Annotated in this window: 14 protein-coding genes; 7 read left to right on the forward strand and 7 right to left on the reverse strand. The window is 70.4% G+C overall.

The annotated features are described in order from the left end of the window. Positions 1 to 35 precede the first annotated feature (35 nt). The 3 genes from BV453_RS05620 to BV453_RS05630 are packed head-to-tail and all read left to right on the forward strand — an operon-like array spanning position 36 to position 3,217. Positions 36 to 1,349, forward strand: a complete 1,314-nt coding sequence (locus tag BV453_RS05620) for a sugar ABC transporter substrate-binding protein (protein WP_025105359.1) — start codon at positions 36 to 38, stop codon at positions 1,347 to 1,349. A 3-nt stretch (positions 1,350 to 1,352) separates the two neighbouring features. Then, positions 1,353 to 2,300 carry a carbohydrate ABC transporter permease gene (locus BV453_RS05625; RefSeq protein WP_249521077.1) on the forward strand — a complete coding sequence of 316 codons (948 nt, stop codon included), beginning with the start codon at positions 1,353 to 1,355 and terminating at the stop codon, positions 2,298 to 2,300. Continuing rightward, the gene (locus BV453_RS05630; RefSeq protein WP_025105357.1) at positions 2,297 to 3,217 is read left to right on the forward strand and encodes a carbohydrate ABC transporter permease; all 921 of its coding nucleotides are present in this window, start codon (positions 2,297 to 2,299) and stop codon (positions 3,215 to 3,217) included. The genes BV453_RS05625 and BV453_RS05630 overlap by 4 nt, the downstream gene beginning before the upstream one ends. Positions 3,218 to 3,283: 66 nt before the next feature. Here BV453_RS05630 and BV453_RS05635 read toward each other — a convergent pair whose 3' ends face one another. From BV453_RS05635 to rlmN, 5 genes are all read right to left on the reverse strand, one after another. Continuing rightward, on the reverse strand, positions 3,284 to 4,297 hold the full coding sequence (locus BV453_RS05635) for an aldo/keto reductase family protein (protein WP_025104844.1): 1,014 nt from the start codon (positions 4,295 to 4,297) through the stop codon (positions 3,284 to 3,286). A 53-nt stretch (positions 4,298 to 4,350) separates the two neighbouring features. Next, entirely contained in the window at positions 4,351 to 4,848 is a 498-nt protein-coding gene (locus BV453_RS05640; RefSeq protein WP_126894158.1) for a hypothetical protein, read from the reverse strand. A 9-nt stretch (positions 4,849 to 4,857) separates the two neighbouring features. Next, a complete protein-coding gene (locus BV453_RS05645; protein WP_249521078.1) occupies positions 4,858 to 6,351 on the reverse strand; it encodes a PLP-dependent aminotransferase family protein in 1,494 nt (497 codons plus the stop codon). A 321-nt stretch (positions 6,352 to 6,672) separates the two neighbouring features. Continuing rightward, positions 6,673 to 8,163, reverse strand: coding sequence for a DUF4407 domain-containing protein (locus BV453_RS05650; protein ID WP_249521079.1), 1,491 nt, complete (start codon positions 8,161 to 8,163; stop codon positions 6,673 to 6,675). A gap of 122 nt (positions 8,164 to 8,285) precedes the next feature. Next, positions 8,286 to 9,575, reverse strand: coding sequence for a 23S rRNA (adenine(2503)-C(2))-methyltransferase RlmN (gene rlmN, locus BV453_RS05655; RefSeq protein WP_249521080.1), 1,290 nt, complete (start codon positions 9,573 to 9,575; stop codon positions 8,286 to 8,288). 132 nt (positions 9,576 to 9,707) lie between these two features. Between rlmN and BV453_RS05660 the strand changes: the two genes are divergently transcribed. Genes BV453_RS05660 through BV453_RS05670 form a run of 3 tightly spaced genes read left to right on the forward strand, consistent with a single transcriptional unit; the run spans position 9,708 to position 11,831 of the window. Next, positions 9,708 to 10,346: a bifunctional 4-hydroxy-2-oxoglutarate aldolase/2-dehydro-3-deoxy-phosphogluconate aldolase gene (locus BV453_RS05660; RefSeq protein ID WP_249521081.1), complete on the forward strand. Its 639-nt coding sequence runs from the start codon at positions 9,708 to 9,710 to the stop codon at positions 10,344 to 10,346. A 37-nt stretch (positions 10,347 to 10,383) separates the two neighbouring features. Then, entirely contained in the window at positions 10,384 to 11,085 is a 702-nt protein-coding gene (locus BV453_RS05665; RefSeq protein ID WP_249521082.1) for an ankyrin repeat domain-containing protein, read from the forward strand. Then, complete coding sequence (locus BV453_RS05670; protein ID WP_060923668.1) at positions 11,082 to 11,831, forward strand: sulfite exporter TauE/SafE family protein; 750 nt, start codon at positions 11,082 to 11,084, stop codon at positions 11,829 to 11,831. The genes BV453_RS05665 and BV453_RS05670 overlap by 4 nt, the downstream gene beginning before the upstream one ends. Before the next feature lie 114 nt (positions 11,832 to 11,945). Here the strand turns inward: BV453_RS05670 and BV453_RS05675 are convergent, their stop codons facing one another. Both BV453_RS05675 and BV453_RS05680 read right to left on the reverse strand, forming a co-directional pair. Further along, positions 11,946 to 12,779, reverse strand: coding sequence for an NAD(P)-dependent oxidoreductase (locus tag BV453_RS05675; protein WP_249521083.1), 834 nt, complete (start codon positions 12,777 to 12,779; stop codon positions 11,946 to 11,948). Positions 12,780 to 12,858: 79 nt separating this feature from the next. Beyond that, positions 12,859 to 13,617: an SDR family NAD(P)-dependent oxidoreductase gene (locus tag BV453_RS05680; RefSeq protein ID WP_062637106.1), complete on the reverse strand. Its 759-nt coding sequence runs from the start codon at positions 13,615 to 13,617 to the stop codon at positions 12,859 to 12,861. 133 nt (positions 13,618 to 13,750) lie between these two features. On the opposite strand from BV453_RS05680, the gene BV453_RS05685 reads away from it, so the two are divergent. Further along, positions 13,751 to 14,476, forward strand: a complete 726-nt coding sequence (locus BV453_RS05685; RefSeq protein WP_249521084.1) for an aminoglycoside 3'-phosphotransferase — start codon at positions 13,751 to 13,753, stop codon at positions 14,474 to 14,476. Positions 14,477 to 14,480 lie beyond the last annotated feature (4 nt).

Here is a 14,480-nt window from a genome sequence, read left to right on the forward strand (position 1 = left end):
CCCGAACACCACCCACCCCCACCGAGAGGCACATCGTGAAGAACAAGATCTTGACGACCGCAGCCGGAGTCGGCACCGTCGCCGTCCTCGCACTCACCGGCTGCTCCGGAGGCTCCGGCTCGTCCGGCGGCGACGGCAGCGTCACCCTCCAGATGGTCGAGAGCCTGACGAACCCGGCGCGCACGGAGCTCCTCCGCGGACTGCTCGACGAGTTCGAGAAGGACAACCCCGACATCACCGTCACCCTCGTCTCCCCGCCCACCGAGCAGGCCGACCAGAAGATCCAGCAGATGCTGCAGTCCGGCAAGGGCGTCGATGTGCTCGAGGTGCGCGACATCACCGTCGGGCCGTTCGCGAACAACGGCTGGCTCTACGACCTCGGTCCCGATCTGAAGAAGTGGGACGGCTGGGACGCCCTGACCGAGAACGCGCAGTCGGCCTCGGTCGCGGAAGACGGCAAGAGCTACTTCGTCCCCTACGGCTTCTACGGCCTGTCGCTGTTCTACCGCACCGACCTCGTCGAGCAGGCCGGCTTCGACGGCCCGCCGCACAGCTGGAAGGACCTGCTGGAGCAGGCGTCGGCGATCCAGGACCCGTCGAACAACATCTACGGGTACGCGTTCCGTGGCGGTCAGAACGCGAACAGCAACGTCGTCGCCGCGATCGAGGCCTACACGATCGACGGCCTCGACACGGAGGACGCGTTCCTCATGGAGGACGGCTCGACGATCTTCGCCGCCCCCGAAGCGCAGGAGGCCGTCGACGACTACTTCGACCTGTTCAAGGAAGCCTCGCCGCCGTCCGCCGTCTCGTGGGGCTACCCCGAGATGGTCGCCGGGTTCACCAACGGCACCACGGCCTTCCTCCTGCAGGACCCGGAGGTCATCGCGACGGTGCAGGACTCCTCGCTGACCGAGGACCAGTGGGATACCGCGCCGCTGCTCGTCGGCCCGTCCGGCAAGGCCGCACAGCCCCTCGCCGTCGCCGGCTGGGGTGTCGCGGAGAACAGCGAGCACAAGGAGGCCGCGGTGAAGCTCGTCGAGTTCCTGTCGTCCGCCGAGCCCGCCACCGAGTTCGCGCAGGCGAACAGCCTCGTCCCGATCATCGCGGCCGCCGCGGACGACGAGTTCTACTCCACCGGCCCCTGGACCAGCTACGTCACCATGACCGAGGACCCGGAGACCTACGTCAACGTGCGTCAGCCGCGCGGGGTGAGCTGGTGGACCGAGTGGATCCAGAAGTCCGACCAGGACGTGCAGAGCGTGCTGCTGGGCAACATGTCCACGAAGGACCTCCTCGCCTCGTGGGACGCGTTCTGGACCGAGAAGTACGCCGCGGAGAAGGGTTGATCCGTGGCCCGCACCATCCGTGAAGGGGGCTCCGTCGGCACCGCCGGCGGGGCCTCCCCGGCATCGCGTCGACGCCCGTTCCGGGGGCGCACCGCGCTCACGCTGCTGGCCTTCCTCGCGCCGGCGATCGTCTTCGTCTGCTGGTTCACCTACTGGCCGATGCTGCAGGGCGCCCGCATGGCCTTCCACGACTGGAACCTGTGGGATCTCACGTCGACGCCGTTCGTGGGCTTCGACAACTTCCTCGCCGTCTTCCGCGACCCGGCGTTTCCGACCGTGGCCTGGAACTCCGTGCTCTGGGTGGTCGGCTCGCTCGTGCCGCAGCTTGTGATCGGGTTCCTCATCGCGCTCGCCCTGCGCAAGCGGTTCCGCTTCCGCGGCCTCTACCAGGCGCTGGTGTTCTTCCCGTGGGCGGTGTCCGGCTTCCTCATCGGCATGCTGTTCCGCTGGATGTTCAACGCCGAATTCGGCGTCGTCAACGACCTGCTCATGAAGGCCGGTCTGATCGACGCCCCGCTGCCGTGGCTGGCCGACCCGAAGCTCGCGATGTTCGCCGTGATCGTCGCGAACATCTGGTACGGCGTGACCTTCTTCGCGATCATGATCCTTGCCGCTCTCCAGTCGGTGCCGGACGAGATGCTGGAGGCGGCGAGCCTCGACGGCGCCGGCAAAGTGCGGCAGCTGTTCTCCATCATCATCCCGTACATCTCGATGACGCTGCTGCTGACGATCCTGCTGCGCGTGATCTGGATCTTCAACTTCCCCGACATCATCTACGCGATGACGAACGGCGGCCCGGCCAACCAGACCCACATCATCACGACGTGGATGATCAGCTACACGCAGCAGGGCAACTACGGCATCGCGAGCGCCATCGGGCTCATCGTCGTGGCGTTCCTCATGGTGTTTTGCGCGTTCTACCTGATGGCGATGCGGAGAGTGCAGCGATGACCATCACCTCATCCGTCCGGACCGGCTCCTCGGTCACCGAGACCCGTCGCATCACGGTGCCCGACCCGAAGGCCGCCCCGCGCCCCAAGCCCCGCGTCACGGTGGGCGGCGTGGTGCGTCTCGTCGGCCTGGGCCTGTGGCTGCTCATCACGCTGTTCCCGCTGTACTGGATCACGCTCACCGCGTTCAAGTCGCCGGGGACCATCAACCGCTTCCCGATCGAGTACTGGCCGAGCGAGCCCTCGCTGGACAACTTCACGAGCCTGTTCGAGAAGAGCTCGTTCGGGACGTTCCTGGCGAACTCGGCCATCGTGGCGGTGTCGGCCGGCGCGGTGGCGACGCTCATCGCCCTGCTCAGCGCCTACGTGCTGGCACGGTTCGAGTTCCGCGGCAAAGGCACGGTGCTCATCGCGTTCCTGTTGACGCAGATGATCCCGGCGTTCATCGCCCTCGGACCGCTGTACTCGATGATGACCGACCTGGGACTCGTCGACACCAAGCCCGGTCTCATCCTCGTCTACATCGCGATCTGCATCCCGTTCTCCACGGTCATGCTGCGGGGCTTCTTCGAGAACGTCCCCGACGCGCTGGAGGAGGCGGCGATGATCGACGGCTGCTCGCGGCTGGGCGCGCTGTTCCGGGTGCTCGTGCCCGTGATGACGCCCGGCATCATCGCCGCGTTCATCTTCAACTTCGTGAACTGCTGGAACGAGCTGTTCCTGTCGGTCGTGCTGATGAACACCGATGCGAACCGCACCGTGCCCTCGGCGCTCAACGGCTTCATCTCCACGTTCAACATCGACTGGGGCTCCATGAGCGCCGCGGCCGTGCTGACGATCCTCCCGACGATGGTGATGTTCGCCCTCGCCAGCCGCTGGATCGTCCAGGGCCTCACGGCCGGGGCTGTCAAGGAGTAACCCGCCCGAATCGCGCAAATGGTCCCATTCCTTGACGGAATGGGACCATTTGCGCGATTCGAAGGCCTAGACGAGCCGGGACTTCGGCGACACGGAGTACGTGTGCTCGGCGTCGCGGTTGACCGTGTCACCGAGGGCCTCGTCGATCGCGGTCATGGTGTCGGCGTCGAGCGTCACGCCGGAGGCCTTGACCGTGTCGGCGAGCTGCTCCGGACGGGAGGCGCCGACGAGGGCCGCCGCGACGTTCGGGTTCTGCAGCACCCACGCGATCGCGAGCTGCGGCATCGACAGCCCCGCCTGCTCCGCGATCGGCTTGAGGCGCTGCACCGCGGTGAGGATCTCGTCCTGCAGGAAGCTCTTGATGAAGCCCGCGCCCGAATTCTGATCCGTCGCCCGCGACCCCTCCGGCACCGGCTGGCCAGGGAGGTACTTCCCGCTCAGCACGCCCTGCGCCATCGGCGACCAGACGATCTGCGAGATGCCGAGCTCCTCCGACGCGGGGACCACCTTGCCCTCGATGACCCGCCACAGCATGGAGTACTGGGGCTGGTTGGAGATGAGCTGGATGCCGAGCTGCTTCGCCAGCGCGTGTCCTTCGCGGAGCTGCTCCGCGGTCCACTCCGAGACGCCGATGTAGAGCGCCTTGCCCTGACGGACCACGTCGGCGAAGGCCTGGAACGTCTCCTCCAGCGGGGTCTCGTAGTCGAAGCGGTGTGCCTGGTAGAGATCGACGTAGTCGGTGCCGAGGCGCTGCAGCGAGCCGTTGATCGACTCCATGATGTGCTTCCGGCTCAGGCCGGTGTCGTTCGGACCCTTGGGGCCGGTCGGGAAGTAGACCTTCGTGAAGATCTCGAGGCTCTCGCGACGCTGGCCTTCGAGAGCCTTGCCGAGCACGACCTCGGCGGCCGTGTTGGCGTAGGTGTCCGCGGTGTCGAACGTGGTGATGCCGGCGTCCAGGGCGGCGTGCACGGTCTTGACCGCGGCGTCGTCCTCGACCTGCGAGGCGTGCGTGACCCAGTTGCCGTACGTGATCTCCGAGACCTTGAGACCGCTGTTGCCGAGATAGCGATAGTTGACCATGGACCAACGCTAGTCCCGCCAAGGGGAGCAGCGGGCCGGATCGGCCGCGATCGTCAGACGGTGGCGGGCGCCGGTCCGCGGCGGCGGGACGTGAGCGCGGCCCCGACCAGCACCCCGACCGCGGCGAGCGCGCTGACCGCGTACAGGGGCAGCGCCCACGGGGAGGCATCGGCGCCGCTGATGCCGAAGGTGTCGGCGAGCCCCATGCCCGGGCCGAACGACGCGACGAAGTAGGCCGGAGCCCCGCCCATGAGCAGCGCGAGGAACGTCATGCCGGCCACCACCGCCGGAGCCCGCGTGAGGAGGCAGACGACGGCCGTCCCGACTCCCAGGCACACGCCCGCGCCGAGGATCCCGAGGACGGTCGGAGCCATGAGGCTCTCCCCGGCGTTCGACATCGCGGCCCGGACCTCGTCGAGCGAGAGGTCGCCCGGAGCCGCGGCGAGCGGATTCAGCACGAGGATCTGCACCGCGGCGAGGGCGGCGTACGCGGTGACGGCGAGCACGCCCGCGACGCAGATCCAGAGGGTGGGACGCGGCACCGGTGTCATGCGGTCACCCTAGGCAGGGCTGCTGAGAGTCTCCCGGTACTCGCGCCAGGCGTCGCCCAAGCGGCGCACCCCCTCGGTGAGCACGTCGTCCGGCGCGGTGAACGGCAGGCGCACGTGGTCGTCCGGCGCGGCGGCCGAGACCGCGAAGGCCCCGGTGCCCGCGATCGAGACGCCATGCGCCGCGGCGACCCGCGCGAGAGCCGATGCGGAGCCCCGAGGCAGCGCCGCCCACAGCGCGAGTCCGCCCCGAGGGGCGTCGGAGGTCCAGTCGGGGAGGTGCGCGGCCATCAGTTCGTGCAGCAGGAGGAGCCGCTGCTGGTGCACGCGGCTGTTGGCGCGGCGGAGCTCCGTCGCGTGCGCGATGAGGTCGAGTGCGAGGAGCTGGCCGGGCACGCTCGTGGACTGGTCGGCGAGCTGCCGGGCGCCGCGGAGCCGCCGGACCAGCACCGGGTCGGCCCGCAGCCACCCGATCCGCAGCCCGGCCCAGGCCCACTTCGACACGGATTCGACGACGAGCACCGGGGCGTCCGGCCGCTCCGAGGCGAGCGTGGGCGGCACGACCCCGTCGAACGAGATACCGGCGACGACGCGATCCTCGATCACGGGGACCCCGTACTGCGCGGCGAGCTCGGCCACGCGGTGGCGCGCCGCCGCGGGAAGTCGCGTCCCCGTCGGGTTCTGGTGGTGCGGGTTGAGCGCGACGAGCACGGGACGCAGCCGGGCCATCGCCTGCTCCAGCGCGTCGACGTCGAGGCCGTCCGCGCCCATCGGCACGCCGTGCACGGTGCCGCCGCGCAGCCCCACGGAGTCGGTCACGCCCGGCCAGGTGATCTCCTCCGCGAGCACGACGTCGCCGGGCTCCACGAGCGCGTTGACGACGAGGCTGATGGCCTGCTGCGCGCCGTGGGTCACGAGGATCTGCTCGGGCGTGGTCGGCGTCCCCTCGGCGCGGTACATGTCGGCGATGAGTTCGCGGAGCGCCGGGAGCCCCGCGGGGTCGGTCTCCGGGAGCAGGGCGAGGTCGAGCCGCGGCTGGTGGTCGCGGATGAGCTGCACACCGAGGTCCGGGATCTGCGGCACCGTGCGGAGCAGGTCGATCGCGTTGGGGAGAGCCGAGAACAGGGCCTCGCCGCGGCCGGGACGGCGGTCCGCCGCGGGGGTCGTCCTCGCCCCCGCGACCGTGGTCCCGCTCCCCTGCCGGCGCTCGACGAGGCCCTGCTCGGCGAGGGACGCATAGGCCGACACGACCGTGCCCCGCGAGACCGCGACCGCCGCGGAGAGGGCGCGTTCGGCAGGCAGGCGGTCGGCGGGACGCAGCTCACCCCCGCCGATCAGGGCGGCGATCGCCGCGGCGAGGCGGGTGGAGAGGGTGCCGTCGCCGTGGGCCCAGCGGCCGAGGCGGGCGGCGAGAGCGCCCGCGGCGACCTCACCGCCCTGCACGAGGGGGCCGGGGGCCGATCCGTGGGCCACCGGCGTCGCATTGGCCCTGTCGAGGGTGTCCATGAGAGCCGATTCTGGACCAATGACAGCTTCGACGACCAGCTTCGGCATCGATCTCGGTCCAATTCAGCAGGATTGGACCATCGGCGAGCTTCTCGCATGGCTCCAGGACGACAGCCGCACGCACGACCCATCCCTCCGTGAGCCGCTCGCCCGCATCGAAGCCGCCGTGACCGGCACCCCGTGGCCGAGGTCCCCGTCCGCGGTGGCCTTGATCCGTTCTCTCGCGGCGGCGTCTCGGGCCGGAGGCCTCTCCCGTGTTCGAATCGCCCACTTTGCTCCGAATCCGGCCGGGATGGAGCACAGTGCGCGATTCGAAACGAGTCAGGTGGCCTGAGCCCCGGCGCCGGAGGCGGGAGTGGTGACGATGTCGGCGCGGTCGCGGAAGCCCTCCGCCGTGACCCTGTCCAGCGCGACCTGCTTGCGGATGGCCAGCGCCTTCTCATAGAGGCTCGGGTCGCCGTAGCTCGTGAGCACCTTCACCAGTACCGGCAGCAGCTCGATCATGAAGAACAGCGCCGCGATGAGGATGTGCGCCCAGAGGATCGCGGGCTCCTTCTCGCTCAGGCGGTTGAGGCCGCTGATCTGGCTCAGCAGCCCCACCGCCCCGGCGTTGCCCTGCGCCACGGAGTCCGCGCGGGCGTTGTAGGCCGCGAGCGCCTGCTCGTACGTGTCACGCGCGGCGGGGAGTTCATCCTTCGCCTGCTGACGGTTCTGTGACTCCGAGGCCGTGGTGTTCTCCTTGGCGGCGCTTCCGGCAGCGGCGAGCTCCTCGTTCGCGGTGCGGAGCTGGGCCGCGAGCGCGTCGTAGGTCTGCTGGGCCTCGGCGAGCTGGGCCTGGGCGGCCTGAGAGCTCGCGCCCTCGCCGTTCACGCCGGTGCAGCCGGGGACGGTGCCCGCACCCTCGCCCGTGAGCTCGCACTGGTACAGCGTCCGCGCCTGGTCGATCACGGCCTGCTGCTCCGTGAGCTTGGCCGTCAGGTCGTCGACCGTGGACTGGGCGGCGGATTCGGTCGCCGACGACGATTCGGTCCCCGCGACGATGCCCGTCGCCGCCTGGTTCTCGAGCGCCGCGACACGCTCGGACGCCGCATCCAGCGCCTTCTTCTCCGGACCGGTCTCGAGCGCCTCCTGGTCGGCCTGCGCCTGGACGATGTTGGTCGCGGCGACCTCCCGCGAGATGTCGTTGTGGAAGATCTGCAGAACGAGTGGCTCCGCGACGACGAAACCGATGATCGCGGCCATGATGACGCGGGGGATCGCGAGACCGATGAGCTTCCAGACGTTGCGGGTCGACGTCATGGTCGAGGTCAGGAAGCGGTCGAGGTTGAAGATGATGAGCGCCCACACGATCGCGAGCGGGATGGCGAGCCAGACCGCCGCGCGCACGCCCGTCGTGAGGGCGAAGAGCATGGAGATCGCGCTCACGAGGGCGGTGCCGGCGAGCACGAAGAACATCTGCACGAAACGCGGGGTCTCGCCGGGGACACGGTCGAGGATCTCGCCCTCGGCCCCGCCGAGGATCGCGAGAGCACGGAGGCGCTCGGCGGCGGTGCGACGACGACGCGGCTTCCGGACGCGCGGCGGACGCGCCTTCCGCGCGGGGACGGGCTCCGCGTCGACCGGGGCGTCGGGCGCCGTCACCGGCTCGGGCGTCGGGCCGTCGGACGCGACGTCGGACTGCGCGGACGTGTCGCCGGTCGGCTCGTACTCGCGCAGGAAGTCGAGGTCATCCGTCTCGGCGTTCGGGTCGCCGTCGAGGATGATCCGACCCTGCGAGTCGAAGCGACCCGGGCGGTGGGCGGAATAGGGCATCCCGATAATCTACGAAACTCCGCCTGTGCATACCGTGGAAGATCCCTTGGACGGGCCTTCGAGTCGCGCGAATGGCGGCATCCGGGCCGGGTTTGGAGCCAGGTGAGCGATTCGAACCGGGGTCAGGCCATCGCCGCGGCGGCAGCCTCGTCCTCGGTCGTCGCGACGAGCTGTCCGCAGGCGCCGTCGATCTCCTTGCCGCGGGTGTCGCGGAGGGTCGTCGGGATGCCGGCGTCGTTCAGCCGTCGCACGAACTCGTCCGTGACGTCCTTCTCCGACGAGGTCCAGATCGAGCCCGGCGTCGGGTTCAGCGGGATCGGGTTCACGTGCACCCATCCGCGACCGCGCTGGTTCAGCTTCTCCGCCAACAGGTCGGCCCGCCAGGCGTGGTCGTTCATGTCCTTGATGAGGGCGTACTCGATGGACACGCGGCGCCCGGTCTTGGCGTAGTAGTCGTAGGCCGCGTCGAGCGCCTCGTCGACCTTCCACCGCGAGTTCACGGGGATGAGCTCGTCGCGCAGGTGGTCGTCGGGGGCGTGCAGCGATAGGGCGAACGTGACGGGGATGTTCTCGTCGGCGAGCTTCCTGATCGCGGGCACGAGCCCCACCGTCGACACCGTGATTCCGCGGGCGCTCATGCCGAGACCGTCGGGCTGCGGGGTGACCATGGTGCGCACCGCATCCATGACGCGCTTGTAGTTGGCCAGCGGCTCCCCCATGCCCATGAAGACGATGTTCGAGACGCGCTCCATGCTGTGATCGTCGCGCTTCTTGCCGCCCAGCTCGCCGTTCGCGATGGCCCGGTTGGCCCGGACGATCTGCTCGATGATCTCAGCGGTGGACATGTTGCGCGTCAGCCCCGCCTGACCCGTGGCACAGAACGGGCAGTTCATGCCGCAGCCGGCCTGGCTCGACACGCACAGCGTGATGCGGCCGGGGTAGCGCATGAGGACCGACTCGACGAGCGCGCCGTCGTGCAGGCGCCAGAGGAACTTGATGGTGTCGCCGCGGTCGGTCTCCAGCCGCCGCACCTCGGTCATGAGGGGCGGGAGCATGCCGGCGACGAGCTCGTCGCGGATACCGGCGGGGAGGTCCGTCATCTCCGCGGGGTCGGACGTGTAGTGGCGGAAGTAGTGCGTGGCGAGCTGCTTGGCGCGGAACCCGGGGAGTCCGAGCTCCTTCACCTTCTCGATGCGCTCGGCCGGGGTGAGGTCGGCGAGGTGGACCGGCGGCTTGCCGCGCTTCGGGCTCGCGAACTGCAGCAGGGGGCGCCCCTCGGCGTCCTTCTTCTGGGTCCAGCCCTCGGTCGCGGGGCGCACCTGCGGGGCGCGGGTCTCGCGGATCGCCCCCGAACGGGACGACGCGGGCGCAGTCGCGGGGCGCGTCTCGGGTGTGCGGGGGTTCTCGGCCATCCCTCCAGGGTACCGGGATGCGGGTGGGAGGCGGCTGGGCGCGATCCCTGTCGCGCGGGCGCTTCACGGCTACTTGTAATGACAAGTTGCGGTGCGGAAGAATGGGCGCATCCCCCTCGATCAAGGAGCAGCATGTCCGACCGTCTCGCCCGCGCCCGCACCACCGGCATCCTCGCTGTCCTCCGCGCCCCGTCGCCGGAGCTGGCTCTGGAGGCGTCCGAGGCGATCATCCGCGGCGGAGTCTCCGGTATCGAGGTGACCTTCTCGACCCCCGACGCGCCGGCCGTGATCCGCGAGCTCATCGCCCGCCACGGAGACGCCGCGTACATCGGCGCCGGCACCGTCACGACGGCGGAGCAGGCGACCCAGGCCGCCGACGCGGGTGCCGCGTTCCTCGTCAGCCCGGGCACCCTCCCCGACCTTACGCGCGCCATGCTCGACACCGGCCGCGTCGTGATGACCGGCGCGATGACCCCGACGGAGGTCATGGGCGCCCTCGAACTCGGGGTCGACGTCGTGAAGATCTTCCCCGCCTCCCTCGGCGGCCCCTCCTACCTCGGTGCGCTGCGCGGGCCCTTCCCCGACGCCCCGCTGATGCCCACGGGCGGCGTGAAGCCCGACAACCTCGCCGACTGGTTCGCGGCCGGCGCGGTCGCCGTGGGGGCCGGTGGCGACCTTGCGAACGGCACCGCGATCACGAACGGGGACTGGGCGGACATCGAGGAGCGGGCCGCGCGCTTCGCCGCCGCCCTCGCTGCCACGCGGAGCTGAGCCGCCGACCTCCGGGATCATTTGGTATACCGGATGCATGCGGATGCGACGGAGTGCGGCGGTCGGCGTGCTCGCGGGGGCACTGCTTCTCGCCCCAGCCTGCACCGCTGCACCCTCGTCGCCCCACACGGCACTGATCCCGGAGGTTCCCACGACCGACGCCACGTCCGACCTGCTCGCCGCGGCCGCCGCGGGGGACGCTGACGCCGTCCGCCGCGCGCTCGACGCGGGCGCCGACATCGAGGCCCGTGGCGACGGCGGCATGACCCCCCTGATCACGGCCACCAAGGCGAACCACGTCGACGCGGCACGGCTCCTGATCGAGGCCGGCGCCGACGTGAACGCGAAGGACGACATCCAGGACTCCGCCTACCTCTACGCCGGCGCCCGCGGGCATGACGGGATCCTGCGGATGACCCTGGCGCACGGAGCGGACCTCCGCAGCACGAACCGCTTCGGCGGCACCGCGCTGATCCCCGCGTCCGAGCGCGGCCTGCTGCCGACGGTGGAGATCCTGCTGGAGGCGGGGGTCGATCCGGATCACATCAACAACCTCGGCTGGACCGCCCTGCACGAGGCGATCGTGCTCGGCGACGGCTCCGCCCGCTACGTCGAGGTGGTGCGCGCTCTCCTCGACGGCGGGGCCGACGCGACCATCCGCGACGGCGACGGGGTGCTGCCGGTCGACCTCGCGACCGACCGCGGGTATGACGCCATCGCCGCCGAGCTCCGGCGGTGACAGCGCTCGATCCCTGGGCCTGGGCCGCGCTCGGCGTGGCCGCGGTCGTCATCGGGATCTCGAAGACCGCTCTTCCGGGCGGCAGCATCCTCGCGATCGCCCTGTTCGCCGCGGTCCTCCCCGCACGCACCTCCACGGCCGCGACGCTCCTGCTGCTGATGGTGGGCGACGTGTTCGCACTGCTGGCCTACCGACGGCACGCGCATTGGCCCACGCTGCTGCGCCTCGCACCGGCGGTGGTGGCCGGACTCCTCCTCGGCTTCGCCTTCCTCGCCCTGACCGGAGACGGGGTCGTCCGCCGCGCCATCGGCGTGATCCTGCTGCTCATGATCGCCGTGACGCTGTGGCGGCGATGGCGGCAGGCGCGGGCGGAGCAGGAGGCGGCGGCGCGGGGCGGCGCGCTGCTGGCCGGCGTCTACGGCACGCTCGGCGGCTTCACGACCATGGTGGCCAACGCGGGCGGGCCGGTCATGTCGATGTACTTCCTCGCCACGCGCACGCCCGTCCAGGTGTTCCTGGGCACCTCCGCCTGGTTCTTCGCGATCATCAACGTGATCAAGGTGCCGTTCCTCGCCGGCATCGGACTGTTCACCGGGCCCGTGCTGCTCACCGATGCGATCCTCGCGCCGCTCGTGGTGCTCGGCGCGCTGCTCGGGCTGCGGGTGGCGCGGCGCCTGGACCAGCGGCTCTTCGACCGCATCGTGATCGTGCTGACGATCCTCGGCGCCGTGTACCTGCTGCTCTAGCCCTTCGACAGCCTCAGGCCCTTCGACAGGCTCAGGGCCCTTCGACAGGCTCAGGGACCCACCCTTCGACAGGCTCAGGGACCCACCGTGGGTCGCTGAGCCTGTCGAAGCGCATCAGTCGAGGAAGATGTCCGGGAACAGCGCGCTGTCCGGAGTCCCCGGCACCGCGGCGTAGCCCGAGAAGTCGGTGACGCCGTTCGCCTCGAGCACGTCCTCCACGATCAGCGACTGTCCCGTGTAGGTGCGCGCCGGCTGGGTGAGCACGGCGTAGGCGGCGTCGGCGTAGATGTCGGCGGTCCTGCTCGCGGCCATCACCTTGTCGCCACCGAGGAGGTTCTGCACCGCGGCCGTCGCGATCGTCGTGCGCGGCCACAGCGTGTTGGCGGCGATGCCGTCGGCCGCGAACTCCGCCGCGAGTCCGAGCGTGACCATCGTCATCCCGTACTTCGCCAGCGTGTACCCGGTGTGCGCACCCAGCCACTTCGGGGTGGGGTTCAGGGGCGGCGAGAGCGAGAGGATGTGCGGGTTCTCGGCGTCCTTGAGGATGGGCACCGCGGCCCGGGAGAGCATGAAGGTGCCGCGGACGTTCACGTCCTGCATCAGGTCGTACTTCTTCGCGGAGAGGTCGAGCGACCGGGACAGGTCGATGACACTGGCGTTGTTGAGGACGATGTCGATCCCGCCGAACTCGCCCTGGGTCTTCATGACGGCCTCGGTGATGTGGTCGTCGTCCCGCACGTCGCCCACGATCGGCAGGGCCTGGCCGCCGGCGGCGCGGATCTGCTCGGCCGCGCTGTGCACGGTGCCCTCGAGCTTCGGGTGCGGGGAGTCGGTCTTGGCGAGCATCGCGATGTTCGCGCCGTCCGCGGCCGCGCGCAGGGCGATCGCGAGGCCGATCCCGCGGCTGCCGCCCGACATGAGGATGGTCTTTTCGGCGAGTGTGCTCATGGTTCTCGTTTCGAATCGCTTGATTGGCTGGATTTCCGGGTCGAATCGGGTCATTCAGGCGATTCGAAGCCGGGAGGGGTCACCGCGGGGCCATGCGGATGGCGCCGTCGAGGCGGATGGTCTCGCCGTTGAGGTAGCCGTTCTCGACGATCTGCTGCACGAGGGCGGCGTACTCGTCGGGGCGTCCGAGGCGAGCGGGGAACGGCACCTGCTGTCCGAGCGAGTCCTGCGCCTCCTGCGGCAGGCCCATGAGCATCGGGGTCTCCATGATGCCCGGGGCGATCGTGCACACGCGGATGGCGTGACGGGCGAGCTCGCGGGCGATCGGCAGGGTCATGGCGTGCACGCCGCCCTTGGACGCCGAGTACGCCGGCTGCCCGATCTGTCCGTCGAACGCGGCGACGCTCGCGGTGTTGACGATGACCCCCCGCTCCTCGTCGTGCAGCTCGTTCGCGGCGATGACGGCGGCGGCCTGGGAGATCACGTTGAATGTGCCGACGAGGTTGATGCGGACGATCCGCTCGAAGTCGGCGAGGACGGCGGGCGTGCCGTCCCGGTCGAGCACCTTGGCGGGCGGGGCGATGCCAGCGCAGTTCACGACCACCCGCAGCGGCGCGGCGGCCTGTGCCGCGGCGACGGCGGCCTTGACCTCGTCGACGCTCGTCACATCCGCGGGCACGAAGAGACCGCCGAGCTCTGCGGCGATCTCCTCCCCCTTCGACGAGGCGAGGTCGATGATCGTGACGTGCGCGCCTGCGGCCGTGAGCCGACGGGCGGTGGCCAGCCCGAGTCCGGAGGCGCCGCCGGTGACGAGGGCACCCTGTCCGCTGATCTGCATCTGATGTTCTCCTTCGAACGTCGTCGTGCGACATGCATGGAACGCAGTCCCAGCCTATGCGGTTCTTGGTGTCACCGCAGGCCCGCCGCGTCGACCCGAGCCTACGACACCGAGGTTCCGGCAGGATGGAGAGGTGAGCATCCCCGCCGCCTCCGTCGAGGTCCCCGCCCCGGTCCGCGAACTCGCCGCCGGGGCCGCGCTGACCCCCGCGTGGCGCAACGCGATCGGCGGCCTGACCTTCCGCACCGACGACGGCCGCTACATCAAATGGGGTCCCCACGATCCCGAGGCGAGCATGCGCGACGAGGCCGAGCGGATGCGCTGGGCCCGCACCTGGACCACCGTGCCCGAGGTGCTCTCCCAGGGCCAGGACGAGGCGCACGAATGGCTCGTGACGGCGGCCCTGCCCGGCAGCAGCGCCGTGGATCCGCGGTGGGCCGCCTCTCCCGAGTCCGCCGTGCGCGCGGTCGGGCTCGGCCTGCGCCTCCTGCACGATGCGCTCCCCGTCGCGGAGTGCCCGTGGACCTGGAGCCCTGAGGAGCGCATCGCGAACGCCGCCGCCCGTGGCACGCTGGTGCCGACGGACCTGCTCAAGCCGCCGTCGATCGACCGGCTCGTGGTCTGCCACGGCGACGCGTGCCTCCCCAACACCCTGTTCGACGACGACGGCCGTCCGGTGGCCCACGTCGACCTCGCCGCGCTCGGCGTCGCCGACCGGTGGGCCGACATCGCCGTGGCCGCCATGAGCACGCTGTGGAACTTCGGTCCCGGGTGGGAGGACACGCTCATCGCGGCCTACGGCGTCGACCCCGATCCCCCGAGACTGGAGTACTACCGACGGCTCTGGAACGAGACCTGAGCCG

The sequence above is a fragment of the Microbacterium sp. ER1 genome (assembly GCF_023383675.1).
GTDB lineage: Bacteria > Actinomycetota > Actinomycetes > Actinomycetales > Microbacteriaceae > Microbacterium.